The sequence below is a fragment of the Polaromonas sp. genome (assembly GCF_029945685.1).
GTDB lineage: Bacteria > Pseudomonadota > Gammaproteobacteria > Burkholderiales > Burkholderiaceae_C > Polaromonas.
Genome location: NZ_JAQSDA010000020.1, coordinates 407,889 through 433,129, shown reverse-complemented (window position 1 = coordinate 433,129; position 25,241 = coordinate 407,889). Strand labels below are relative to the sequence as shown.

General features: G+C 65.5%; 22 protein-coding genes. 11 read left to right on the top strand and 11 right to left on the bottom strand.

Annotated features, from left to right (window positions below; translation table 11 throughout):
* The 5 genes from PSV26_RS13665 to PSV26_RS13645 all read right to left on the bottom strand — a co-directional run bounded on the left by PSV26_RS13665 (window position 1) and on the right by PSV26_RS13645 (window position 5,832).
* The gene (locus PSV26_RS13665; RefSeq protein WP_300571473.1) at window positions 1-1,041 is read right to left on the bottom strand and encodes a branched-chain amino acid ABC transporter permease; all 1,041 of its coding nucleotides are present in this window, start codon (window positions 1,039-1,041) and stop codon (window positions 1-3) included.
* Between the two features lie 90 nt (window positions 1,042-1,131).
* Window positions 1,132-2,271: an ABC transporter substrate-binding protein gene (locus PSV26_RS13660; RefSeq protein WP_300518767.1), complete on the bottom strand. Its 1,140-nt coding sequence runs from the start codon at window positions 2,269-2,271 to the stop codon at window positions 1,132-1,134.
* Between the two features lie 92 nt (window positions 2,272-2,363).
* Entirely contained in the window at window positions 2,364-3,128 is a 765-nt protein-coding gene (locus PSV26_RS13655) for an SDR family NAD(P)-dependent oxidoreductase (protein ID WP_300571471.1), read from the bottom strand.
* A complete protein-coding gene (locus PSV26_RS13650; protein ID WP_300571469.1) occupies window positions 3,125-5,008 on the bottom strand; it encodes a feruloyl-CoA synthase in 1,884 nt (627 codons plus the stop codon). Before PSV26_RS13650 ends, PSV26_RS13655 begins: the two co-directional genes overlap by 4 nt.
* 29 nt (window positions 5,009-5,037) lie before the next feature.
* Entirely contained in the window at window positions 5,038-5,832 is a 795-nt protein-coding gene (locus PSV26_RS13645; protein ID WP_300571467.1) for a crotonase/enoyl-CoA hydratase family protein, read from the bottom strand.
* A gap of 124 nt (window positions 5,833-5,956) precedes the next feature.
* On the opposite strand from PSV26_RS13645, the gene PSV26_RS13640 reads away from it, so the two are divergent.
* Complete coding sequence (locus PSV26_RS13640; RefSeq protein WP_300518777.1) at window positions 5,957-6,835, top strand: amidohydrolase family protein; 879 nt, start codon at window positions 5,957-5,959, stop codon at window positions 6,833-6,835.
* On the top strand, window positions 6,832-8,673 hold the full coding sequence (locus PSV26_RS13635) for an AMP-binding protein (protein ID WP_300571465.1): 1,842 nt from the start codon (window positions 6,832-6,834) through the stop codon (window positions 8,671-8,673). Before PSV26_RS13640 ends, PSV26_RS13635 begins: the two co-directional genes overlap by 4 nt.
* On the opposite strand, the gene PSV26_RS13630 is transcribed toward PSV26_RS13635, so the two are convergent.
* From PSV26_RS13630 to PSV26_RS13610, 5 genes are all read right to left on the bottom strand, one after another.
* Window positions 8,674-9,309, bottom strand: a complete 636-nt coding sequence (locus PSV26_RS13630) for a 2-hydroxychromene-2-carboxylate isomerase (RefSeq protein ID WP_300571463.1) — start codon at window positions 9,307-9,309, stop codon at window positions 8,674-8,676. It abuts the gene before it with no gap.
* A 29-nt stretch (window positions 9,310-9,338) separates the two neighbouring features.
* Window positions 9,339-10,379, bottom strand: coding sequence for a Gfo/Idh/MocA family oxidoreductase (locus PSV26_RS13625; RefSeq protein ID WP_300571461.1), 1,041 nt, complete (start codon window positions 10,377-10,379; stop codon window positions 9,339-9,341).
* Window positions 10,372-11,358 (bottom strand): tripartite tricarboxylate transporter substrate binding protein, encoded by a 987-nt coding sequence (locus PSV26_RS13620; RefSeq protein WP_300571459.1) that lies wholly within the window; start codon window positions 11,356-11,358, stop codon window positions 10,372-10,374. The genes PSV26_RS13625 and PSV26_RS13620 overlap by 8 nt, the downstream gene beginning before the upstream one ends.
* Window positions 11,359-11,411: 53 nt before the next feature.
* A complete protein-coding gene (locus PSV26_RS13615) occupies window positions 11,412-12,770 on the bottom strand; it encodes an enolase C-terminal domain-like protein (protein WP_300571458.1) in 1,359 nt (452 codons plus the stop codon).
* 119 nt (window positions 12,771-12,889) lie between these two features.
* Entirely contained in the window at window positions 12,890-13,663 is a 774-nt protein-coding gene (locus PSV26_RS13610; protein ID WP_300571456.1) for a FadR/GntR family transcriptional regulator, read from the bottom strand.
* A gap of 209 nt (window positions 13,664-13,872) precedes the next feature.
* On the opposite strand from PSV26_RS13610, the gene PSV26_RS13605 reads away from it, so the two are divergent.
* The 9 genes from PSV26_RS13605 (at window position 13,873) to PSV26_RS13565 (ending at window position 23,420) form a co-directional block, all read left to right on the top strand.
* Window positions 13,873-14,682 carry an NAD(P)-dependent oxidoreductase gene (locus tag PSV26_RS13605; protein WP_300571454.1) on the top strand — a complete coding sequence of 270 codons (810 nt, stop codon included), beginning with the start codon at window positions 13,873-13,875 and terminating at the stop codon, window positions 14,680-14,682.
* 125 nt (window positions 14,683-14,807) lie between these two features.
* Window positions 14,808-15,791, top strand: a complete 984-nt coding sequence (locus PSV26_RS13600) for a TRAP transporter substrate-binding protein (RefSeq protein ID WP_300571452.1) — start codon at window positions 14,808-14,810, stop codon at window positions 15,789-15,791.
* A gap of 154 nt (window positions 15,792-15,945) precedes the next feature.
* Window positions 15,946-16,476 (top strand): TRAP transporter small permease, encoded by a 531-nt coding sequence (locus tag PSV26_RS13595; RefSeq protein WP_300571450.1) that lies wholly within the window; start codon window positions 15,946-15,948, stop codon window positions 16,474-16,476.
* A gap of 2 nt (window positions 16,477-16,478) precedes the next feature.
* Complete coding sequence (locus tag PSV26_RS13590; protein WP_300563831.1) at window positions 16,479-17,762, top strand: TRAP transporter large permease; 1,284 nt, start codon at window positions 16,479-16,481, stop codon at window positions 17,760-17,762.
* A gap of 105 nt (window positions 17,763-17,867) precedes the next feature.
* Window positions 17,868-18,959: a beta-propeller fold lactonase family protein gene (locus PSV26_RS13585; protein WP_300571448.1), complete on the top strand. Its 1,092-nt coding sequence runs from the start codon at window positions 17,868-17,870 to the stop codon at window positions 18,957-18,959.
* Window positions 18,959-20,557, top strand: a complete 1,599-nt coding sequence (gene garD / locus PSV26_RS13580; RefSeq protein ID WP_300571446.1) for a galactarate dehydratase — start codon at window positions 18,959-18,961, stop codon at window positions 20,555-20,557. Before PSV26_RS13585 ends, garD begins: the two co-directional genes overlap by 1 nt.
* A 52-nt stretch (window positions 20,558-20,609) precedes the next feature.
* Window positions 20,610-21,392: a 2-dehydro-3-deoxyglucarate aldolase gene (garL, locus tag PSV26_RS13575; RefSeq protein ID WP_300571444.1), complete on the top strand. Its 783-nt coding sequence runs from the start codon at window positions 20,610-20,612 to the stop codon at window positions 21,390-21,392.
* Window positions 21,393-21,506: 114 nt separating this feature from the next.
* Complete coding sequence (gene glxR, locus PSV26_RS13570) at window positions 21,507-22,403, top strand: 2-hydroxy-3-oxopropionate reductase (protein WP_300571442.1); 897 nt, start codon at window positions 21,507-21,509, stop codon at window positions 22,401-22,403.
* 39 nt (window positions 22,404-22,442) lie between these two features.
* Window positions 22,443-23,420: a tripartite tricarboxylate transporter substrate binding protein gene (locus tag PSV26_RS13565; RefSeq protein ID WP_300571440.1), complete on the top strand. Its 978-nt coding sequence runs from the start codon at window positions 22,443-22,445 to the stop codon at window positions 23,418-23,420.
* Between the two features lie 209 nt (window positions 23,421-23,629).
* Here PSV26_RS13565 and PSV26_RS13560 read toward each other — a convergent pair whose 3' ends face one another.
* Window positions 23,630-25,189 (bottom strand): glycine betaine ABC transporter substrate-binding protein, encoded by a 1,560-nt coding sequence (locus PSV26_RS13560; protein ID WP_300571438.1) that lies wholly within the window; start codon window positions 25,187-25,189, stop codon window positions 23,630-23,632.
* Window positions 25,190-25,241: the final 52 nt, after the last annotated feature.

The window sequence follows — 25,241 nt, the reverse complement described above, 5'->3', positions numbered from 1 at the left end:
TCAGTGCTCCTCATCCGAGTGCCCGCCCTTGAGCGAGCGCCAGAGCAGCACCGGCAGGATCAGCGTGAAGACGATGACCTCCTTGAAGGCGCTGGCCCAGAAGGAGCCGAAGGCTTCGATGATGCCGACGGCCAGTGCACCGATGGCCGCGCCCGGGTAGCTGGCCAGGCCGCCAATGACGGCCGCCACAAAACCCTTGAGGCCGATGAGAAAACCAGAGTCGTAGAAAACCGTGGTGGTGGGGCCGATCAGCAGGCCCGACAGCGCGCCTATCAACGCCGCCATGGCCAGGGTCAGCTGGCCCGCGGTTTGCGAGGAGATGCCCATCAGGCGCGCGCCCAGGCGGTTCACCGCGGTCGCACGCAGGGCCTTGCCATAGAGGGTGCGTTCAAAAAACAGCCACAACATCACGATCAGCGCCATGGACGCCAGCGCAATGATGATCGCCTGGCCGGACAGGTTGACCGCCCCCAGGCTGAAGCGTGCGTCCCAGAAGGGCGGGTTGCGAAAGCCCTCGGCACCAAAGAACAGCAGGCCCAGGCCGGTCAGTGCGAAATGTACGCCCACCGACACAATCAGCAGTACCAGCGAGCTCGCATCGGCCAGCGACTGGTAGGCCAGGCGGTAGACCAGCGGCCCGAAACAGGTGACGATACAGACCGACAGCAGCGCCTGCACCAGCAGCGAAAACTGCTGCGGCGCGGCCCACAGCGTGACCAGCGACACCACGACGGGAGCGACCAGCACCTTGAGGCCGGCCAGCAGCGCGGTGCCGGCCAGCTGGTAACGCTTCCAGGTCTGCCAGGCCTCGGCCAGCGCGGCCAGGCCGGCCAGCAGCAGCAGCAGCCAGATCGTGCCCGGCACCTTGCCGGTCTGCAAAATCGCCAGCGTCAACGCACCATAGGTGACGAACTCGCCCTGCGGAATGAAGATGACGCGGGTCACCGCAAACACCAGCACGGTGGCCAGTCCCAGCAGCGCGTAGATCGCGCCATTGGTCAGGCCATCGACCAGCAGGATGCTGGCAATTGAAAAATCCATAACTACCTTCAGGAAACCCGTGAAAACGATAGGCGCAGAGGGGGGTGGCTGGAGGCCGACCCGCCCGCTGGCATCCGCAATGTCGCCTGCTTATTTGGGCTGCAGCTTCCAGTCGCCGTTGACGATCTGCATGATCACGCCGGTGTCGTCGGTGTAACCCGCATGGTTGGTCGCGGTGTAGTTCACGGTGCCGTGGAACAGCGCGATCGGGCCGGCGTTTTCAAGTGCGGCCTTGAGCGCACCGCGGAACTCCTTGGTGCCGGGCTTGGCGGTCTTCAGGGCGATGGGAATGATCTTCTGCAGGATCACCGACGCGTCATAGGCGTGGCCGGCAAACGGGTTGCGGCTGTTCGGGCCGTAGATCTTTTCCCAGGCCGTCACGTGGGTCATGGCCACCTGCTTGCTCGGGTGGTTGGCCGGCAGCTGCTCAGCAACCACCCCCGGGCCAGCCACGACAAACGCACCTTCCACGTCCTTGCCGCCGACACGCATCAGGTCGCGCGAGGCCGCGCCGTGGGTCTGGTAGATCTTGCCCTTGTAGCCGCGCTCGATCAGCGCCTTGTGTGGCATGGCGGCACCGCTGCCCGAGGCGACGATCAGGATGGCGTCGGGGTTGCCGGCCGTGACTTTGAGGGCCTGGCCGGTGACGCTGGTGTCGGTGCGGGCAAAACGCTCTTCGGACACGAATTTCATGTCGGTGCCGGCCATCTTGACCTTCATGTCGCGCAGAAAGAGTTCACCGTAGGCATCGGCGTAGCCGAGGAAGCCGACTGTCTTGACGCCGGTTTTTTTCATGTGGGCTGCGATGGCGTGCGACATCACCAGCGTGGACTGCGGCGTGTTGTAGGACCACGGGGCCTTGCCGGTGGACACGTCGATGGGGGCAAAGGTCATGTGCATGGTGCCGGTCTCGGCAGCGACAGCGGCAACCGCGTTGGCCGGCGGCGTGGCGGCCGATCCCATCAGGATGTCGACCTTGTCGTCCGTCACGAAGCGGCGGGCATTTTTGGTGGCGTTGGTGGGGTCGGTGGCATCGTCCAGAATGATGACGTTGAGTTTTTCCCCGCCAATGCTGGTAGGCCACAGGGCAATGGAGTTCTTGATCGGAATGCCCAGTGCCGAGGTTGGCCCGGTCAGCGGCAGGCTGACGCCGATGTTGATGTCTGCCAGGGCGGCGCCTGCCGCCGAACCAGCCAGGGCGAGGGCGAGTACGGATTTGGTGAAAGTCATGCTAGGTCTCCTGTTGTAAAAAATGGACACAAAAATCAAGGTGAGAACAAGGTCAGCAGGGTCGGGCAGGGCGTGTTCCTGCCATGCCGGTTTCAGCGCGGCGCCATACGCAGGGCGCCGTCGAGCCGGATCACTTCGCCGTTGAGGTGGGTGTTGGTGACGATATGGCATGCCAGCTGCGCGAACTCTTCGGGTTTTCCCAGGCGCGGCGGAAACGGGATCGATGCGGCGAGCGACTGCTGCACCGGCTCGGGCAACTGCTTCATCAGCGGCGTGGCAAACAGGCCGGGCGCGATGGTGCAGACGCGGATGCCGTGTTGCGCCAGGTCGCGCGCCATCGGCAGGGTCATGCCGACCAGGCCGCCCTTGGACGCGCTGTAGGCCTGCTGGCCCACCTGGCCGTCGAAAGCGGCCACCGAGGCGGTGAACATCATGACGCCGCGCTCGCCGTCTTCCAGCGGCGCCAGCTTCACACAGTCGGCCGCAAACAGCCGGCTCATGTTGTAGCTGCCAATCAGGTTGACGTTGATGACTTTCACAAAATCCTCCAGCGGCGCGGCCTGGCCGTCCTTGCCGACCACCCGCTTGGCCGAGCCGATGCCCGCGATGTTCATCAGGATGCGCGCCGGGCCATGCGCCGCCGTGGCTTTGGCCAGTGCCGCGGCCACGCTGTCGCTGCTGGTGATGTCACATTGGCAGGCCACGCCGCCGATGTCGGCCGCCACTTTTTCAGCCAGCGCGAGGTTGACGTCGAGCACTGCGACCTTGGCGCCCAGCCGCGCGAGTTCGCGCGCGGTGGCCTCGCCCAGGCCCGAAGCTCCACCGGTGACGAGGGCGGCTTGTCCGTCGATCTTCATGGTTTGTCCTGTTGCGGCTGGATGGTGAAAGGCAGCGTGCCGCCGTGCATCGCGTCGGCGAGCGCTGCGCGGTGTTTGAGCACGGCGCGCTGGTTGATGGAACCCTTGTCGGTGACCTCGCCCTTGTCGATGGAGGGCGGCTCGGCCATCAGGTGCAACCGGGCCACGCGGCTGGAGCTGCCGGTGGCGGCGGCGGCCAGCGTGTTGGCCACTTGCTGGAAATGCGCCTGCACCGGTGCGCTTTCCAGCACCTGCTGCAGGGGCGCATGGTCCGGAAGGCCGGCGAGCTTGCGCACCGCCGGGGTCGGGAAAATGAGCGCCCCGACTTCGTTGAGGTTGATACCGGTGATGACGGCGTCCTGCACAAAAGGCGCGCCGGCGGCAATGATCTTCGCCCGCAGCGGCCCCACGCTGACAAAAGTGCCTGTCGCGAGCTTGAAGTCTTCGGCAATGCGGCCATCAAAACGCAGGCCCAGGTGCGGGTCGCTCTCGTCGATCCACAACACGGCGTCCCCCGTCGAGAAAAAGCCTTCCTCGTCGAAGCTCTCCCGCGTGGCCGCTTCATTGCGCCAGTAGCCCGGGGTGATGTTCGGGCCCTTGTAACGCACCTCGGTCTTCCCGTCGACAGGCACCAGCTTGAGCTCCAGCCCGGGTGTGGGAACGCCCAGGTGGCCGGCCTTGACGTTGGGGTTGGTGACGAACACTGCGAAAGGCGAGGACTCGGTCATGCCCAGGCCGGTGCCCATGACGATGCGTTCGCCGATCTCGCGTTCCTGCGTCTCGTGCAGCGCATCCCACACCGGCTGGGCCAGTGCCGCGCCGGAGTAGAAAAACATCCTTACGCGCGAGAGCAGGTTCTTGCGCAGAACGTCATCGGTCTTCATGGCGTTGGCAATCGCCTCGAAGCCGGTCGGCACGTTGAAGTACAGCGTGGGGGCAATTTCGCGCAGGTTGCGCAGGGTTTCGCCCATCAGCGCCGGCGTGGGTTTGCCGTCGTCGATGTAAAGCGTGCCGCCGTTGTACAGGGTCAGCCCGACGTTGTGGTTGCCGCCGAAAGTGTGGTTCCAGGGCAGCCAGTCGACCAGCACGGGCGGCTCTTCGGCCAGCACCGGCATCGACTGGCGCATCTGCTGCTGGTTGGCGCACCACATGCGGTGCGTGTTCACCACCGCCTTGGGCATCTTGGTCGAGCCCGAGGTGAACAGGAACTTGCTGATCGTGTCCGGCCCGGTGGCCTGCATCGCGGCGTCCACCTGCGCGGTCGGCGCGGTGGCCAGCAGCGATGCCAGGGGCGTCGTCGGCCGGCCCTCGAGCGAACCCTCGTGCAGCACCACTTCCACGTCGGCACCGATGGCCGCCTGGATCGCCTTGCCGTAACGCGCCGCATCGGTGGCAAACACCAGTCCCGGGGTCAGCGTGTCAAGAATGTGGCGCAGCTTGTCATAGTCCTGGCTGACCAGGCAATACGCCGGCGAGGCCGGGCAGTAGGGAATCCCGGCGTACAGGCAGCCCAGCGCCAGCTGCGCATGCTCCAGCCCGTTTTCGCTGAGGATCACCACGGGGCGTTCAGCGCTCAGGCCCCGGTCCAGCAAGGCCTGCCCGAGGGCGCGCGCGCTGGCCAGCGCCTGGCCGTAGCTCAGGTGCTCCCAGTCGCCGGTGCTGCCGTCGGCCTGGCGAGTCCGGCGCGCCAGAAAGCTGCGCTCCGGCACGGTTTGTGCCCAGTGAAGAAAGCGGTCCGTGATGCGCGCCGCATAGGCGCCCAGGGGCTGGTCGGCCTTGATGTAACGGGTTCCGCTATCGCCCTCGCGAGCGGCGATACGTGTCACGCCGAAGGTCAGGGGCCGGTAGCGGGGGGCGGAAGGGGGTGTTGTCTCGCTCATGTCTTTTCTTGTCGGGGCTGGGGAGGGGATCAGTCTTTGCTGACCTTGCTGGCCTTGCCATCGAGGAAGGCCTTGACCCGGGCCTTGGCCTCGGGCGCACTCTGCGCGATGGCGGCCATCAGGGACTCGGTGAAGAAGCCCTGGTCGGCGGACTGCTCGGCGATGCGGGGCAGGGCGTGCATCAGTGCGTAGTTGGTCAGCGGTGCATTGGTGGCCACCCGCTGCGCCAGCGCCAGCGCCTTGTCGAAGGCCTGACCCTCGGGCACCAGGTACTGCGCGAACCCGGCGCGTTCGCCTTCTTCGGCGTTGTAGACACGGCCGGTCAGCATCATGTCGGTCATGCGGGCGACGCCCACCAGCTTGGGGATGCGCACCGATCCGCCGCCACCGACAAAAATGCCGCGCGAACCTTCCGGCAAGGCGAAAAAAGCGGATGCGTCGGCCACACGGATGTGGCAGGCGCTGGCCAGTTCCAGCCCGCCGCCGACCACCGCGCCGTGCAGCGCGGCAATCACCGGCACCGGGCCGTACTGGACCCGCTCCAGCGCTGCGTGCCACATGCGGGAGTGGTGCAGGCCCTGGCCGGCGTCGCGTTCCTGCAGCTCGCCCAGGTCCAGGCCGGCGCAGAAATGGGCGCCTTCACCGTGGATCACGGCCGCGCGCACGGTGGCCGGCAGGTTGTCAAACATGTCGCGCATCGCCAGAATCAGCCCGTCGTTGAGGGCGTTGCGTTTGGCGGGACGGCTCAGGCGGATCACGGCGATCTCCTGGTGGTCGCCGCGAAGTTCAAGCTGGAGGTCGGAGGAGGTTTTTTGGGTGCTCATGGGAGGTTTGCAAGTTGCATCGATTATTGTTATAAACAATAACCAATTCAATTGACTTTGCCGCCTCATTTCTCGGTGTTAACCCGCATGCGGTGTGCAACAAGTCGAACCACCAGGAGACAGCATGGACTACGAAAACCTCATTGCCATTGACATCCACACCCACGCCGAGGTCAGCTGCTGGAACCCGTTCGACAACTATGGCGAGGAATACGACCGCGCCGCCGACAAGTACTTCAAGAACAGCCGCCGGCCGACGATTGAGGAAACAGTGGCCTACTACCGCGAACGCAAGATCGGGTTGATCATGTTCACGGTCGATGCCGAGACGCAGATGGGCCGGCGCCGCATTCCCAACGAGGAAATCGCCGAAGCCGCGCAGAAAAACAGCGACATGATGATGGCCTTTGCCAGCATCGACCCGCACAAGGGAAAAATGGGCGCACGCGAGGCACGCCGGCTGATCGAGGGCCACGGCATCAAGGGTTTCAAGTTCCACCCTACGGTGCAGGGTTACCACCCTTACGACAAGATGGCCTGGCCGATTTACGAAGTCATCAACGAGTACAAGATGCCTGCCATCTTCCACACCGGGCACAGCGGCATCGGCAGCGGCATGCGCTGCGGCGGCGGCCTGCGGCTCGAATACTCCAACCCGATGCACCTCGACGACGTGGCGATTGATTTCCCCGACATGCAGATCGTCATGGCGCACCCCAGCTTTCCCTGGCAGGACGAGGCGCTCAGCGTGGCGACCCACAAACCCAACGTCTGGATCGACCTGTCGGGCTGGAGTCCGAAATATTTCCCGAAGCAGCTGGTGCAGTACGCCAACACACTGCTCAAGGACCGCATCCTGTTCGGCAGCGACTACCCCTTGATCACACCTGACCGCTGGATGAAGGATTTTGAAGACGCCGGCTTCAAGCCGGAAGTGATGCCCGGCATCCTCAAAGGCAATGCGATGCGGCTGCTGGGCCTGGGGCAAGCTGCTGCCGCATGACCACGACCGCCTTCCTGGGGCTGGCCGACATTGAGGCGCTGGAGCGCACGCCCTACGAACAGGCGATCCCGGCGCGCACCACCTACGGCCTGATCGCCCAGGCGGCGCAGCGTTTTGCGCACCGTGATGCATTTCGCTACCTGCCCAGCGGGGACCTGCTGCAACCGCCCACCGTCGTGAGTTACGCCGAACTGCTGGCGCAGATCCACCGGGCGGCCAACCTGTTCCGCGCCATGGGCGTCGGGCCTGGCGATACGGTGGCCATTCTGGCGCCGAACATACCCGAGACGCAATTCGCACTCTGGGGCGCGCAACTGGCGGGCAAGGCCTGCCCGATCAACTACCTGCTGCAGCCCGAGCACATTGCGGCCCTGCTGGAAGCCTCTGGCGCCAAAGTGATGGTTGCGCTCGGCCCCAATGACGAGCTTTCGCTCTGGCCCATGGTCGAGAAAGTGCTGGCGATCCGGCGCCTGCCGGTGCTGCAGATTCGCGTCGGAAACAGCGCGGCGCCGGGCGTGCCGGTGTTCCAGGACCGACTGGCGCAACACGGCGACGTGCTGGCGTTTGATCCCCAACTCACGCCGCAGTGCATCGCCGCCTGCTTTCATACAGGCGGCACCACCGGCTCGCCCAAACTGGCGCAGCACACCCACGGCAACGAGGCGCACACCGGCTGGTTTGCCCATCAGTTTTACGGCTTCGACGAACACACGGTAGAGCTCAACGGCTTTCCGCTGTTTCATGTGGCCGGCGCCTTTGTGTACGGCCTGTCCATGCTGGCCATAGGCGCGACCCAGGTCCTGCCCACGCTGAGCGGCATGCGCAACGCTGCCTTCACCAGAAACTACTGGAAGTTCTGCGAACGCGAGCGCGTGACCGCGCTGGCCTGCGTTCCCACCATTCTCGCGACGCTGGCCAACCTGCCGGTGGATGCGGACATCTCGTCCATCAAGGTCGCCTACACCGGCGGCTCGCCGCTGCCCACGGAGCTGGCCGCGCAGTTCGAGCGCAAGCCGGGCATCGCGGTGCGCAACATCCTGGGCATGACCGAGTGCGCCGGCCTGGTGTCCATCGAGCCGCTTGCGGCGCCGCGTGTGCCCGGCTCCACCGGCCTGCGCCTGCCCTACACCGAGGTGCGTGCCGTGCCCTGGCAGGGCGGCGTGGCGCAGCTGGACGAAACCTGTGCGGTGGGTGACACCGGCGTCATCGTGCTGCGCGGCCCGCATGTGAGCCCGGGCTACATCGAGGCTGCGCGCAACACCGGCATGTTCGAGGGCCCGTGGCTGGTCTCCGGTGATCTTGGCCACATCGATGCGCAGGGTTACATCCACCTGACCGGCCGCGCCAAGGACGTGATCATCCGCGGCTCGCACAACATCGACCCCGGTCTCGTCGAAGACGCTTTCCTGGCACACCCGGCGGTGGCCCTGTGCGCCGTGGTCAGCGAGCCCGACGCCTATGCCGGCGAGTTGCCCGTGGCCTTTGTCACGCTCAAACCGGGTGCGAGCTGCGACCCGGCCACGCTGCTGGCCGAGGTGGTGCCCCATGTGTACGAGCGGCCGGCGGCGCCCAAACGCGTGACCATCATCGACGTGATGCCGGTCACGGCCATCGGCAAGATCTACAAGCCGGCGCTGCGCCTGCGCGCCATCGAGGTCAAGCTGGCCGAGATGCTGGCAGACGTCCAGGGCGCCAGCGTGCGGGGCGAAGAACGCGGGGGCGCCCTGTCTGCCGTCGTGACGATTGCGTCGGCGCGTGATGATGCGCTGGAGCGCCGGCTGCGCGAACGCCTGGCCGCGATTGCGGTGCCGGTGGCGTTTGTTTTTTCTGAAGCCTGATTACCAGCCGCCGCTGTCCAGCCACTCTTCCACCAGCCCCAGGGTTTCCACACCCCAGAAGGGCTCGCCATCCACCACCACGGTGGGCGAGCCGAAAATGCCGGCTTGCAGCGAGGCTTCGACGGCACTGCGCAGCCACTGCCTGGCCTCCTCGCTCGCTATGCCTTCGCGCAGGCGCTGCGCGTCCAGGCCCTCAGGCAGGGCTATGGCCGCCACCGCCTCCGCGGTGGACAGGTCCCGGCCTTCGGCCCAGTAGGCGTGGTAAATCGCGTGGGCCAGCGGCGCGGCCAGGGCCGGGTGGTGGTGCTTGACCCAGTAGAAAGCGCGGCCCGCAGCGCGCGGGTCCATCACCGCATCGTCCAGATCGCGTTTCACCTCCAGGCCGTGGCGGCGCATGTAGCGTTTCGCGTCGCGGCGGATGTAGTCGCCCTTGAGCGGCGTGTCGAGCAGCGACTTCAATCCCATGACCTTCAGCACCGACACGCCCAGCAGCATGGCGCGCCATTCGACGCTGCGGCCGTGCCGCGCCGCCAGCGGCTCGATGCGCAGTGATGCGAAGTAGCCGAAGGGCGAGATGAAGTCGAAGTAGAAGTGCAGCGGTGCCGGCGGGGGGGAGGGCGTGGGGGTGGGGGTCATGGCCCCAAGCGTAGCCGAAAGAGCCGGCTTCAGGCCGTCGGCGATACGGTGGCGCCGCTGCCAGACGACGCCATCATGGCCGCAATCAGCCGGTGCACCTGCAGGGCCGAGCGACCGGTGACGGCGGGCTCGGTGTGGTTGCGGATCGCTGCCACAAAATCCTGCAGCACCGCGCGGTGAGCCTGGTGGTCGAAGGCCATCATGTTCGCGCCGGAACCCGACGCCTGCCGCGTGCCGGCATGGAATGTCCGGCCGTCCAGCAATTCGGCGTGAAACTCCCCGGCTTCGAGCGTGGCCGAGCCCTTGGTGAAGTTCAGTGAGATCCGCTCGGGGAACCCCGGGTAAGCCGCGGTGGTCGCGTCCATGCTGCCTATGGCGCCGTTCGGGTAGTGCAGCACGGCGGCAACCGTGTCTTCACATTCCATGCGGTGCATGGCGCTGGTGCTGGCCATGGCGTTCACCGTGTCGGGCATGCCGGTCAGGCACAGCAGCAGGTCCAGCGTGTGGATAGCCTGGGTCATCAGCACGCCGCCGCCGTCGCGCGCCAGCGTGCCGCGGCCGGGTTCGTCGTAATAAGCCTGCGGGCGCCACCAGCGCACGCTGGCTGATGCGCTGACCAGCTCTCCCAGCGTGCCGCCGGCAACCAGTTGCGCCAGCGCACGGGCGGCCTCGCGCATCCTGTGCTGCAGCATCACGGCCAGCTTCACGCCCTCGCGCTCGCAGCTTTCCACCAGTTGCTGCGCCTTGTCCAGGCTGACTTCCAGCGGTTTTTCCACTAGCACATGTTTGCCGGCCCCGGCCACTCGCCGCACGATGTCCAGGTGGGTGTTCGGTGGTGTCAACACCAGCACCGCCCGCACGGTTTTGTCTTCCAGCAGGTCTTCCAGCCGCGTGCTGGTGCGCGTGCCGACGGGCAGCTCCAGCGCAGCCAAGCGCTCCGCATCGCGGCCTATGACCCAGGCCAGCTCCAGCTCGGCCTGCAGGTCCTGCAGGCTTTGCAAGTGGGGAGCGCAGGCCTGGCCTGCGCCCACGACACCCACACGCATTCTGGACGCGCCGCTGTTACTCAAGCTTGATGCCGGCGGCCTTGATGACTTGCGCCCACTTCTCGACTTCGGCCTTCTGGAAGGCGGCCACCTGATCGGGTGTCATGCTGGAAGGCTGCATGCCCAGGCTTTTGAGCCGGTCCTGCATTTCAGGGATCTGCAGGATCTTCATGATCTCCGCGTGCAACCGTTCGATGATGGGTTTGGGGGTGCCGGCCGGCACAAAAATGCCTTGCCAGGACACCACCTCGAAGCCGGGCACGCCCGACTCGGCAATGGTTGGCACGTTGGGCAGCGACTCCAGGCGTTTGGCCGAACTCACGGCGATGGCGCGTACCTTGCCGCTCTGGATGTGCGGGCCGGCAACCACCGTGGTGTCAAACATCATGTCGACCTGGCCGCCAATCACGTCCTGGATGGCCGGGCCGCTGCCCTTGTACGGTACATGGACGAACTGCGTGCCCGACTTGAAGCCCAGCAGCTCCAGCGTCATGTGCTGCGAGGTGCCGTTGCCGGCCGATGCCGACGAAATGGTTTTCGGTTTGGCTTTCGCCGCAGCCAACACGTCCTGCAAGGTCTTGTAGGGACTGTCCGCCTTGACGATCAGCACCACCGGGTTCGAGCCGATCAGCACCACCGGTGAAAAGGACTTGATCGGGTCGTAGCCGAGCTTGGGGTACAGGCTCACATTGATGGCATGCGAGCTGATGGTGCCGCCCAGCATGGTGTAGCCGTCGGCCGGTGCGCGCGCGGCAATTTCCGAACCGACGCTGCCGCCGGCACCGCCCTTGTTCTCGATCACGATGGTCGTCCCCAGCGCCGCGCCCAGCTTCTGGCCGATCAGCCGCCCGAGGATGTCGGTCGTGCCACCGGCCGGGAAGGGCACGATGTAGCTGATGGGCTTGGACGGCCATTTGTCCTGGGCCCACCCGACGGCGGAGCCAAAAAGGGGGAGAAGTGCGGCCGTGGCCAGGGCGGTTTGAATCAATGAGCGGCGTTTCATGTTTGTCTCCTTTTTATGGTGATGAAAATCAGTGCGGAATTCAGAGCGGAAAATTACCGGACCATGCAGGGCATCTTGGGGTTGAAGGTCCAGTTGGGCAGCAGGTACTGCATGGCGATGGCATCGTCGCGCGCGCCCAGGCCGTGCTGCAGGTAAAGCTGGTGGGCCTTTTCAACCTCCGCCATGTCGAGTTCCACGCCCAGGCCGGGCGTTTTGGGTACGGCCACGCTGCCGTCCACGATCTGCAGAGATTTTTTTGTCAGGCGCTGGCCGTCCTGCCAGATCCAGTGGGTGTCGATCGCGGTGACCTTGCCCGGTGCAGCCGCCGCGACGTGGGTGAACATGGCCAGCGACACATCGAAATGGTTGTTGGAGTGGGAGCCCCAGGTCAGGGCCCAGGTCTGGCACATCTGTGCCACCCGCACCGAGCCCTGCATGGTCCAGAAGTGCGGGTCGGCCAGCGGAATGTCGACGGCCTGCAGGGTGACCGCGTGCGCAAGTTCGCGCCAGTCCGTTGCGATCATGTTGGTCGCTGTTTTCAGGCCGGTGGCGCGGCGAAACTCCGCCATCACTTCACGGCCGGAGAAAACACCTTCGGCGCCGCAGGGGTCTTCGGCGTAGGCCAGTTCCCGCTGCCGGTCGCGGCACAGACGCACCGCGTCTTCCAGCAGCCAGCCGCCATTCGGGTCCAGCGTGATACGCGCGTCGGGGAAGCGCTCCGACAGCGCAATGATGGCCTCGATTTCTTCCTCGCCGCGCAGCACGCCGCCCTTGAGTTTGAAGTCCTTGAAGCCGTAACGCTGGTGCGCCGCTTCGGCCAGCCGCACCACGGCCCGGGCGTCCATCGCGGGCTCATGGCGCAGCCGTAGCCAGTCGTCGCCCGCGTCCGGCTCGCTGCGGTAGGCCAGCCTGGTTTGCCGGCGGTCGGCAATGTAAAACAGGTAGCCCAGCATGGCGACGGAATCGCGTTGCTGGCCTTCGCCCAGCAGGGCTGCCACCGGCACGCCGAGAAACTGGCCCAGCAGGTCGAGCAGGGCGCTTTCCACGGCGGTCACCGCGTGGATGGCCACGCGAAGGTCAAAGGTCTGGTTGCCGCGGCCACCGCTGTCGCGCCCGGAAAATTGCGTGCGCAGGCTGTCCAGGACCTGGTTCCAGTGGCCCAGGGACTGGCCTTCGACCAGTGCACGCGCATCCTCCAGCGTGCTGCGGATTTTCTCGCCGCCCGGCACCTCGCCGACACCCATGCGGCCTTCGCTGTCGGTCAGCAGCAGCAGGTTGCGCGTGAAAAACGGTCCGTGTGCGCCACTCAGGTTGAGCAGCATGCTGTCATGGCCGGCGACCGGAATGACTTGCAGGCGGGTGATGCGCGGCGTTTGCGAAGCTGCCGGGGAGAAGGAGCGGGCGTCAGGCATAGAGGCAGAAATGGGTCGATGAGTCAATTTAAAGATCAGTCATCGTACAACACGGAAAACTTCTTCCTCTCGGGGAATTCCCTGATTCGGCCGCCGCCAGCCCGCCCGTTCAGCGCAGCTCAGCTCGTCGCCGGAGGGCTGGCCGGCTCGGCGGCCTGGCCTTTGCGCAGCCGCTCCCGGCTGTTCGAGAGGTGGGTGCGCATGGCGGCGCGGGCGGCGTCGGCATCCTGGCTGCGAATGGCGTTGTAAATGCTTTCGTGCTCGCCGTTGACGCGCTGCAAATAACTCAAGCGGCCTTCGGGCGCGCTTTGCGGCGTGTTCACGCGGGTGCGCGGAATGATCATGGTGCCCAGGTAGGTCATGAGGTCGGCAAAGTGGCGGTTGCCGGTGGCGCGCGCCACCTCCATGTGGAACTGGAAGTCCGGCGGAACGGCGTCGGAATCCGCGTGGATCGAGTCCTGGAAGGCCCGCAGCGCCGTGGCCATGGCCTCGAGGTTTTCGGTGCTTCTCCTCTGGGCAGCGAGGCCGGCCGCCTCGGTTTCCAGGCTGATGCGCAACTCCAGCACAGAAATGACATCGGCCACCGTGGCGAAGTCGGCCGCGGCAATTTTGAAGTTGCCGGCGTCGCGGTTTTCGATCACAAAGGTACCAATGCCGTGGCGCGTTTCCACCAGGCCGGAGGCCTGCAGTTTGGAAATCGACTCACGCACCACCGTCCGGCTCACATCGAAACGGGCCATGATTTCGGCCTCGGTGGGCAGTTTGTCGCCGGGCAGGAGCTGCCCCGCACGGATGCTGGCCGCCAGGCTTTCAACAATTTCGGTGACCAGGCCGCGCGGGCGGCGCACACGCGGTGCGTCGTCAAGAGGGGTGGCCGTTACGTTCGATTCCATCGGGTTTGCTCGGGTAGGGGTTTGCCTTGATCGGACCAGAAAACACTTGACAGGGGATGTTGTCTCATTAAAAATTCTTAGTCATCAGACAACGTATAACTGATATCTTATTGAATTGAAGCCACTTTAGCAAACCTGATGCAAAAGTCCAGCGTTTGATCAGCGTTTGACCAGCGTTTGTCACCCTCCATTTTCAACCAGAGACAAGCATGACCATCCGGGCTCACGAAAAACTGCTGCTCACCGGCGCCGCCGGCGGGCTGGGCCAGGCCTTGCGGGGCCGCCTGAAAGCCAACTGCAGTGTGTTGCGCCTGTCGGACCGTTTGGACTTCGGCGCTGCCGGCGCGGAGGAAGAGGTGGTGCTGGCCGATCTGGCCGATGCCGCGGCCGTCGACGCCATGGTCCAGGGCGTGCAGGCCATCGTGCATCTGGGCGGCGTGTCGGTCGAAGGTCCGTTCGGGCCCATCCTGCAGGCCAACATCCTGGGCCTGTACAACCTGTATGAAGCGGCGCGCAAACACGGCGTCAAGCGCGTGGTGTTTGCCAGCTCCAACCATGTCACTGGCTTTTATCGCCAGAGCGAAACCATCGATGCCGATGCGCCGGCCAGACCGGACGGCCTGTATGGCGTCAGCAAGGCTTTTGGCGAAGACCTGTCGCGTTTCTACTTTGACCGCTACGGCATCGAAACGGCCTGTGTACGCATCGGCTCCTCCTTTCCCGAGCCGAAAGACCGGCGCATGCTGGCGACCTGGCTGAGTTTCGACGACCTGCACCGCCTGATCACCGCCTGCCTGACCACCCCGGTGCTCGGGCACAGCATTGTGTTCGGCATGTCCGACAACGCCGTCACCTGGTGGGACAACAGCCGCGCGCGTCACATTGGTTACGCGCCGCGGGACAGCTCGGACATCTTCCGGGAGGCGGTGTACGCCCGCACCCCGGCCCCCGACCTCGGCGACCCGGCGGTGCAGTTCCAAGGCGGCGGTTTTGTCAAAGCCGGCCCGTTTGCCGATTGATGCCATGAGCACCGGCGCCGTACTCCCGGTGGACTGCCGCAACGCAAGCAGCGAGCGCCCGGCCAGGCCGACGTTTTTTCCTGTTCCCTTCCGTCATTCATAACCATTCCTACAAGGAGACAACCATGACTTTCCGCAGACAAATCATCGCCTCGGCGGCATTGGCCGCTGCCACTTTCGCCTTGCCGCTGGCCGCGCAGGCGCAAACCGTCCTCAAGGCCGCGGACGTGCACCCGGCCGGCTACCCGACCGTGGTGGCCACCGAAAACCTGGGCAAAAAGCTTGAGGCGGCCACCAAGGGCAAGTTCAGGATGCAGATGTACCCCGGCAGCGTGCTGGGTGACGAAAAAACCATGATCGAGCAGACCCAGATCGGCGCCATCAACATCCTGCGCACCTCGCTGGGCCCTGTCGGTGCCGTGGTGCCCGACGTCAATGTCTTCAACATGCCCTTCGTGTTCCGCAACGAAGCCCACATGCGCGCCGTGATCGACGGCCCCATCGGCCAGGAAATCCTCGACAAGGTGTCCAATGGCCCGACCCGCATGGTGGCGCTGGCCTGGATGGACGGCGGCTCGCGCCACCTGTACACCAAGAAGCCGGTCAAGACCCCGGCCGACCTCAAGGGCGTGAAAGTCCGCATGATGGGCAACCCGCTGTTTGTCGACACCATGAACGCCATGGGCGGCAATGGCATCTCCATGGGTTACGGCGAGGTCTTCAGCGCGCTGCAGACCGGCGTCATCGACGGTGCCGAGAACAACCCGCCCAGCCTGTTCACCTCCAACCACTACACCACCGGCACCAAGTACTACGCCCAGACCAACCACCTGATCATTCCCGAAATGCTGGTGATGTCCAGGGTGACCTGGGACAAGCTGAGCAAGGACGAGCAGGCGCTGGTCAAGAAGTTTGGCCGCGAAGCGCAGTTCGAGCAGCGCGTGCTGTGGGACAAGAGCGTGGCCGACTACACGGTCAAGCTCAAGGCCGCCGGCGTGCAGTTCACCGAGGTCGACCAGAAGCTGTTTTTTGACGCCACCGCACCGGTGCGTGCCAAGTACGGCGCGCCGTACGCCGACCTGATGAAGCGTATCGCCGACGTCAAGTAAGAAGCAGCGAGTAAAAAGCAGAAGAACGAAGCTGGAGGCAGGAAGCGGCGCGGGCCGGCTCTCTGCGTCCCCCGGCGCTGCCGCGGCAGCGTCATGAACAAGGCGCGCAAGCCGGTCCACCCGAGGGCCGGCCGGCGGGCATGAGAAAACCAACATGATCCACACCCTTCAACGAGCCATCGACGGGCTGTACCTGGCCTGCATCTGGGTCGCCGGCCTGTCCATCGTGGCCATGAGCCTCATCATTCCGGTGGGCGTGTTTGCCCGCTATGTGCTCGGTTACGGCGCGCAGTGGCCCGAGCCGATTGCCATTTTGCTGATGGTGGTGTTCACTTTCATCGGTGCGGCCGCCGGTTACCGTGCCGGCGCCCACATTGCCGTCGGCATGGTCACCGACCGGCTGCCGCCGGAACTGCAGAAGGTTTTTTCGGTGGTGGTCGATCTGCTGATGATCCTCGCCAGCCTCTTCATGATCATCTGGGGCTTCAAGCTCTCGATGGAAACCATGAGCCAGTCGCTGGCGGCGATTCCGTCGATTCCGGTGGGCCTGACCTACGCGCCGCTGCCGCTGGGTGGCCTGTGCACGCTGGTGTTTGTGCTCGAGAAGCTCTTTCTCGGCGCCCAGCATGGGCGCGCCGTGGTGCGTTTCGACCACCAGGTGGATGACTCTGCGGCGGAGGCCTGACCATGGACGCACTCGTTTTACTCGGAAGTTTCATCGTGCTGATCCTGATCGGCATGCCGGTCGCCTATTCCCTGGGCCTGGCCGCCCTGATCGGCGCGGTGTGGATAGAGCTGCCGCTGGACGCGGTCATGATCCAGATCGCCAGCGGCGTCAACAAGTTCTCGCTGCTGGCCATCCCCTTCTTCGTGCTGGCCGGCGCCATCATGGCCGAAGGCGGCATGTCGCGCCGCCTGGTGGCCTTTGCCAGCGTGCTGGTGGGGTTTGTGCGCGGCGGGCTGTCGCTGGTCAACATCCTGGCGTCCACCTTTTTTGGTGCCATCTCCGGCTCGTCGGTCGCCGACACGGCGTCCATCGGCTCGGTGATGATTCCCGAGATGGTCCGAAAGGGCTATCCGCGCGACTTCTCGACCGCGTTGACGGTCAGCGGCTCCATCCAGGCGACGCTGATTCCGCCCAGCCACAACGCGGTCATTTACTCCATGGCCGCCGGTGGCTCCATCTCGGTGGCCGCGCTGTTCATGGCTGGCGTATTGCCGGGCCTGCTGCTGGGCCTGACGCTGGCGACCTATTGCCTTTACATCGCGCGCAAGCGCAACTTTCCCAAGGGGCATGCGATTCCGCTGAAGCAGGCGCTGCGCATCTGCGCCGACGCCCTCTGGGGCCTGATGACCATGGTCATCATTCTGGGCGGCATTCTGTCGGGCGTGTTCACGGCCACCGAGTCGGCCTCGATCGCCGTGCTCTGGGCATTTTTCGTGACCATGTTCATCTACCGCGACTACAAGTGGAACGACCTGCCCAGGCTGATGCACCGCACCGTGAAAACGGTGTCCATCGTGATGATCCTGATCGGCTTTGCGGCGGCCTTCGGCTACATCATGACGTTGATGCAGATCCCGCTGAAGGTCACCGCCTTGCTGACCTCGATGACCGACAACCGCTACCTGATCCTGCTGGCCATCAACTTCATGCTGCTGGTGCTGGGCACGCTGATGGACATGGCGGCGCTGATCCTGATCCTCACGCCCATCCTGCTACCGGTGGTGACGGCTGTCGGCGTGGACCCGGTGCATTTTGGCATGATCATGATCGTCAACCTCGGCATCGGCCTGATCACGCCGCCGGTAGGCACCGTGCTGTTTGTCGGCAGTGCCGTGGGCAAGCTGCCCATCGAAAAAGTCGTGCGCGCGCTGATGCCGTTTTTTGCGCTGCTGGTGGTGGTGCTGGGCATCGTGACCTACGTGCCCGCACTGTCGCTGTGGCTGCCGCGCCTGGTGGGCGTCTGAGGTGGGCAAGATGGCTGCCGCCTGCGTACCCCAGAGCATCCGCGCTGCCGGCGGCCCTGGCCCGTCGGCAAAGCAGGCGTTTTCCGCAATAACAAGGAGACTTCCATGACCAAGGGAACATCGATTCGCCATGGCGTGACGCTCGCGGCCTTGGCGGCAGCCACGGCGGCAACGGGCGCCAGCAGCGCGGCCACCTGGGTGTACGTCTCCAACGCCGACAGCCAGGACATCTCGGTGCTGCAGCTGGACCACGCGGCCGGCCAGCTCAAGCCGGTGGCCACGGTGCCGGTGGGCGGCGTCGCCATGCCGATGGTGGTGAGCAAAGACAGAAAATTCCTTTACGTGGCGAGCCGCTCGCAGCCGTTTCGCGTGATCACCTTCGCGATCGACGGGGCGACGGGCGCGCTCAAAAAGCTGGGTGAGGCGGCGCTGGCCGACAGCATGGCCAACATCGACCTGGACCCTACCGGCAAGTGGCTGTTCGCGGCGTCTTACGGCGGCCACAAGATTACCGTCAACAGTGTCGGCAATGACGGCCTGGTCGGTGCGGTGCAGCAGCTGGTCCGCACCGCGCCCAATGCGCATGCCATCCACGCCGACGCGTCGGGCCGTTATGTGTTTGCCACCAGCCTGGGCGGCGACAACCTGTCGAGCTGGCGTTTTGATGCGGCCAGCGGCACGCTGAGCGCCAATGATCCGCCCCTGGTCAATGTGTCTCCGGCCAAAACCGGGCCGCGCCATTTCCTGTGGGACAAGGCGCAAAAACACGCCTACCTGATCAACGAGCTCGACGGCGGGGTGGACGTGTTCGCCTACGACGCGGCAAAAGGCGCCATGAGCCACCTGCAGCGCAGCACGGTGGTTCCGCCGGGCTTTGCCGGCAAGGTCTGGGCGGCCGACCTGCAGATCGCGCCTGGCGGCAACTACCTCTATGGCTCGGAGCGCACCTCCAGCACGCTGACCACCTTCAAGGTCGATGCCGCCACCGGACTGCTGCAGGTCGTGGGCCAGACGCCGACCGAAAAAACCCCGCGCGGCTTTGCCGTCGATTCGACAGGGCGCTTTCTGGTTGCCGCCGGCCAGGACTCGCACAGCGTTTCGCTGCATGCCATCGACAGCGCCACCGGCCTGCCCGGCGCGGGCAAGAGCCAGCCGGTCGGCAAGAACCCGAACTGGGTGGAAATTGTTGACTTCTGATGCGCGCTGACCCGCTCCAACCCCTCTGCATCCGCATGCACGATGCGGACAATGTCGCCATCGTGGCCAACGACGGTGGCCTGCCGCCGGGCGCCGTGCTGCCCGACGGCCTGGTGCTGCGGGACAAAGTGCCGCAGGGTCACAAGGTGGCCCTGGTGGATCTGCCGCAGGGCAGTGCGGTGCTGCGTTACAACGTGCCCATCGGTTACGCGCTGAAAGACATCCCGGCCGGCAGCTGGGTGCACGAGCGCCTGCTCGAGATGCCCGCCGCGCGCGGGCTCGAAAGCCTGCCCATCGCCACGGTGAAGCCGCCGGCAGCCGCGCCGCTGGAAGGCTACACCTTCGAGGGTTACCGCAATGCCGACGGTTCGGTCGGCACCCGCAACATCCTGGCCATCACCACCACCGTGCAGTGTGTCGCCGGCGTGGTGGACTTTGCCGTCCAGCGCATCAAGGCCGAGCTGCTGCCGAAATTTCCCCACGTCGATGACGTGGTGGGGCTGGAGCACACCTACGGCTGCGGCGTCGCCATCGACGCGCCCGACGCCATCATTCCCATCCGCACGCTGCGCAACATCAGCCTGAACCCCAACTTCGGCGGCGAGGTGATGGTGGTCAGCCTGGGCTGCGAGAAGCTGCAGCCCGAGCGCCTGCTGCCGCCGGGCACGATACAGATCGTCGACGAACGCAGCGTGGCCGATGTCGGTATTTCTGCCGATGCGCCGCTGGACGTGGTCTGCCTGCAGGCCGAGAACCACGTGGGCTTCATGTCCATGATCGACTCCATCATGCAGGCGGCGGTGCTGCACCTGGAAAAGCTCAATGCGCGCCGCCGTGAAACCGTGCCGGCCAGCGAGCTGGTGGTGGGTGTGCAGTGCGGCGGCAGCGATGCCTTCTCGGGTGTGACGGCCAACCCCGCCGTGGGTTTTTGCACCGACCTGCTGGTGCGCGCCGGCGCCACGGTGATGTTTTCCGAAACCACCGAGGTGCGCGACGGCATCGCCCAGCTGACCGCGCGCGCCAGCACGCCCGAAGTCGCCGAAGCGATGATCCGCGAGATGGCCTGGTACGACGCCTACCTGCAAAAAGGCCAGGTGGACCGCAGTGCCAACACCACACCCGGCAACAAGAAGGGCGGGCTGTCCAACATTGTCGAAAAAGCCATGGGCTCCATCGTCAAGTCGGGGAGCGCGCCCATCAGCGGCGTGCTCGCGCCCGGCGAAAAGCTCAGGCAGCAAGGCCTGACAAAGGGCCTGATCTACGCCGCCACGCCGGCCAGCGACTTCATCTGCGGCACGCTGCAGCTGGCCGCCGGCATGAACCTGCACGTCTTCACGACTGGCCGCGGCACTCCTTACGGCCTGGCCGAATGCCCGGTGATCAAGGTCGCCACCCGCAGCGACCTGGCCCGGCGCTGGCACGACCTGATGGACATCAACGCCGGCCGCATCGCTGATGGTGACGCCAGCATCGCCGACGTGGGCTGGGAGCTGTTTCACCTGATGCTCGACGTCGCCAGCGGCCGCAAGAAAACCTGGGCCGAACACTGGAAGCTGCACAACGCGCTGGTGCTGTTCAACCCTGCACCGGTGACCTGAACCCAGAACACCCCTCAAGACAACCCTGCAAAAGAATCCACCCGAGAAAAACATGACCCAAGCCACTGCCTACCAACCCTTTCCCAACAGCTTCAAGCGCGACCTGCGGGCCGGCAAGACGCTGATCGGCTGCTGGTCCTCGCTGTCCAACGCCATCACCACCGAGGTGCTGGGCGTGGCCGGTTTCGACTGGATCCTGCTCGACGGCGAACACTCGCCCAACGATGTGGCCACCTTCATCCCGCAGCTGATGGCGCTGAAAGACAGCCCCAGCGCGCCGGTGGTGCGGCCATCGTCCAACAACGAGGTCGAGATCAAGCGCCTGCTCGATGCCGGCTTCTACAACTTCCTCGTGCCCTTTGTCGAAAGTGTGGACGAAGCGAAACGCGCGGTGTCGGCCACCCGTTACCCGCCCCAGGGCATACGCGGCGTGTCGGTGTCCCAGCGCAGCAACCGCTACGGCACCGTGCCCGACTACTTCAAGTCGATCAACGAACACATCTGCGTAATGGTGCAAATCGAAAGCCGCGCTGGCGTGGCCGCGGCGCGCGACATTGCGGCGCTCGACGGCGTGGACTGCATTTTTGTCGGCCCGTCCGACCTGGCCGCCGGCCTGGGCCACCTGGGCAACGCCGGCCACCCCGAGGTGCAGGCCGCCATTGCCGCGGTGTTTGCCGATGCGAAAGCCTGCGGCAAACCCACGGGCATCCTCGCGCCGGTGGAGGCCGACGCGCGGCGCTACATGGCCATGGGCGCCACCTTTGTGGCCGTCGGCAGCGACCTGGGCGTGTTCCGCTCGGCCACGCAGGCGTTGCGCGACAAGTACGCCGCCTAGGTTTTTTCCGTTTTCCCCTGTGTCATCCCGGCCTTGAGCCGGGATCCATGGCCCGCGTTCCGACATCGCTGGTCATGGCACGCAGATTATTTTTAACGATCACTGGAGATTGAAATGAGCAAGCTGGGTTTTATCGGTCTGGGCATCATGGGCGCACCCATGGCCGCCCACCTCATCAAGGCCGGTCACGAGGTTTTCCTGGCCACGCGCAGCAAGGTGCCCGCCGAGCTGCTGACCGGCCAGGCCGTGGCCTGTGCCTCGGCGCAGGAAGTGGCCGAAAAGGCCGACATCATTTTCATGATGCTGCCCGACACGCCCGACGTGCAGAAGGTGCTGTTCGGCGACAAGGGCGTGGCCGCTGGCCTGAAGAGCAAGGAGAAGGGCAAAACCGTCGTCGACATGAGCTCGATCTCGCCCATGGACACCAAGGACTTCGCGGCAAAAATAAACGAACTCGGCGCCGACTACGTCGACGCGCCGGTGTCCGGTGGTGAAGTCGGCGCCAAGGCCGCCAGCCTGACCATCATGGTCGGCGGGCCCGATGCGGCCTTCGAGCGCGTCAAGCCGCTGTTCGAACTGATGGGCAAAAACATCACGCTGGTCGGCGGCAACGGCGACGGCCAGACTTGCAAGGTGGCCAACCAGATCATCGTGGCGCTCAACATTGCCGCCGTCGGCGAAGCCCTGCTGTTTGCCAGCAAGGCCGGCGCCGACCCGGCCAAGGTGCGCCAGGCGCTGATGGGCGGCTTTGCGTCGTCGCGCATTCTGGAAGTGCACGGCGAACGCATGATCAAGCGCACCTTCAACCCGGGTTTCCGCATCGGCCTGCACCAGAAAGACCTGGGCCTGGCACTCAGCGGTGCCCGCACGCTGGGCCTGGCGCTGCCGCAGACCGCCGGTGCCGCGCAATTGATGCAGGTGTGCAGCGCCAACGGCATGCAGGACCTGGACCACTCGGCCCTGGTGCGCGCACTGGAGCTGATGGCCAAGCACGAAGTCGCCAAGGCCTGAGCCGGCGGCACCCCTCTTTTCATCACACAGGAGACAGACATGAGCATCAATCGCCGCAAGGTTCTCGCATCATCCGTGGCCCTGGGCCTGGCCGCTGCTTCGGGCGTGCAGGCGCAAGCCCCCGCCTGGCCGTCCAAACCCATCCGCCTGATCGTGCCTTACCCGCCGGGCGGCTCGTCGGACATCATCGGCCGCTCCATCAGCCAGGCGCTGTCGGAAGCCCTCAAGCAGCCCGTGATTGTGGAAAACCGCGCCGGCGCCAATGGCAACCTGGGTGCCGACCTGGTTGCCAAGTCGGCGCCCGACGGCTACACGCTGCTGCTGTGCGACACCGGCGCGCTGGCCATCAGCCCCTCGGTGTACACCAAGCTGCCCTTCGACCCGAGCAAGGATTTGCGCGGCGTGACCATGCTGGCTTATTCGCCGCACCTGCTGGTGGTGCACCCTTCGGTGCCGGCCAACAACCTCAAGGAGCTGGTGGCGCTGTCGCAAAAGTCCCAGCTCAACTTCGCCGTCACCGCCATGGGCAGCGCGCCGCACCTGGCCGGCGTGGCTGTCGAGCGCGCCAGCAACGCCAAGTGGCAGTACATCCCCTACAAGGGCGGCTCGCAGGCCGTCAACGACACCGTTGCCGGCCAGACCCAGGTGCTGATGAACGGCATGCTGGCCACCTTGCCGTTTGTGCAAAGCGGCCAGCTCAAGATCCTCGGCGTGTCCAAGGCTACCCGTATGCCGCTGATCGGCAACGTGCCAACCTTGCAGGAGCAGGGCATCACCGGCTTCGAGTCCGGCACCTGGCAAGGGGTGCTGGTGGCCGCCGGCACGCCGCAGCCCATCGTGAACCGCCTGAACACCGAGCTCATCAAGATCATCCGCAGCCCCGACATCCGCGCGCGCCTGAGCGGGCAGGGCGCCGAAGTGGCCACCATGTCGCCCACCGAGCAGGACGCCTTCTTCAACCAGGAACGCAAGCGCTGGGCCGCCGTGGTGGCGGCTGCCGGCATCAAACTGGACTGAAAAGTGCTATTTATTTAGTAGCTGCTGGCGCACGTCAGGTAAGGGCTGGAGGTCGATTTGGCTTGTGAAAAGTAAAAACAAGCGCTCAGGCAGCCCGGGCTGATTTACTCCCTCTCCCCCCGGGAGAGGGCAGGGGTGAGGGTCGGCGGCCCTCACCCCAACCCTCTCCCGGAGGGCGAGGGGGCCACAAACAGCAGCCTTTCGGGCGCTCAGCCGGCCCGGCGCCGCCGCATCAGCCAGTCCACCGCCTCGAACAGCGCCTCACTCAGCAGCGCCAGCAAGGTGGCGGGCAGGGCGCCGGCCAGCAGCAACTGGCCGTCGTTGAGCGCCAGGCCGGTGACGATGCGCTCGCCATACCCGCCCGCGCCGATAAAGGCCGCAATCGTCGCCGTGCCAATCGCAATGGCGGTGGCTGTGCGCACGCCGGCCACAATCGTCGGCAGCGCCAGCGGCAGCTCGATGTGGCGCATGCGCTGGCCGGCCGTCATGCCCAGCGCCTGCCCGGCCAGCCGCAGCCCGCCCGACACCTCGCCCAGGCCCGCCACCGTGTTGCGCATGATGGGCAGCAGCGCATACAGCGCCAGCGCAATCAGCGCCGGCGCGGTGCCGATCACGCCCAGCAGCGAGATCAGCATCGCCAGCAGCGCCAGCGAAGGCACGGTCTGCATCAGCCCGGTGGCGCCCAGCACCACGGCGCGCAGGCGCGGGTGCGGAAACACCCACACCGCCAGCGGAATACCCATCAGCGCCGCCAGCCCGACCGAGATGAATGTCAGCGCCAGGTGCTGGCGCGTCAGCCGCGCCAGGTCGGGGCCGAAAAGTTTGGCCCAGAAGCCGCGCTGGCCGGCATCGGTACCTGTGCCCGCCGCCGCGGCTGGCGTGCCGCCCGCTTTGGCCGTGAGATGGTCCCGCGCAATGACGTCAAACGCCACACCCTTGAGTTCGGCCCGCGCGTTCATGGCAATCATCGCGGTCTCATTGATGCTGCCCTCCAACTTCTGCAGCGCCGCCCAGGCTTGCGGAAAACGCGTGGGCACATCCAGCCGGTACAGCAGCACCGCGTCATACCGCGGAAAATAGGCCTTGTCGTCCTTCAGCACGCGCAGGCCCAGGTGGCCAATCTTGGCGTCGGTGGTGTAGATGTCGATCACATCCACCTGCTTCTGCGAAATCGCGTCATAGGCCAGCCCGTGGTCCAGCGCCACCGGTGTTTGCGGCGCACCGTAAAGCTGCGCCAGCCCGCGCCAGCCGTCGGCCCGGCCGATGAACTCGTTCGACAGGCCCAGCTTGAGTTCAGGGTGTTTCACCAGGTCGCTCAGCGAGGTTATCCCCAGGCGCTGCGCCATGTCTTCGCGCATGGCCAGCGCATAGCCGTCGTTGAAGCCCAGCGGCACCGCCACCCCCAGGCCCAGCGGCGCCAGCGCGGTGTTCATGGCCTGCGTGCTCATGGTCGCCTCACCCTTGAGAATCTCCTGGCTGATGGTGCCCACGTACTCCGGGTACAGGTCAATGCTGCCCGAGCGCAGCGCCTCATAAACAATCGCCGTGTTGCCCAGGCCCTGCAGCACCGAAGGCGGCGTGGGCGTGTGTGGCGCAGCCGTCTGCGCCAGCACCTGCGCGAGGATGTAGGACTCGGTGAAGCGTTTGGAGCCTATGCGCAGCGTGTCGTTGGCGGGCGGCGCGGCGAGGGCCAGGCTGCTGACGGTGGCCAGCAGCAGGGCGATACAGCAAGCGGCGAAGGCGGAAAGAGCGGGGAGGCGGCGCGACATGGGCCTAGTATCGCCGTCCTCGTCGGTGGTTGCCAGCCGCTCAGCAAGCCCG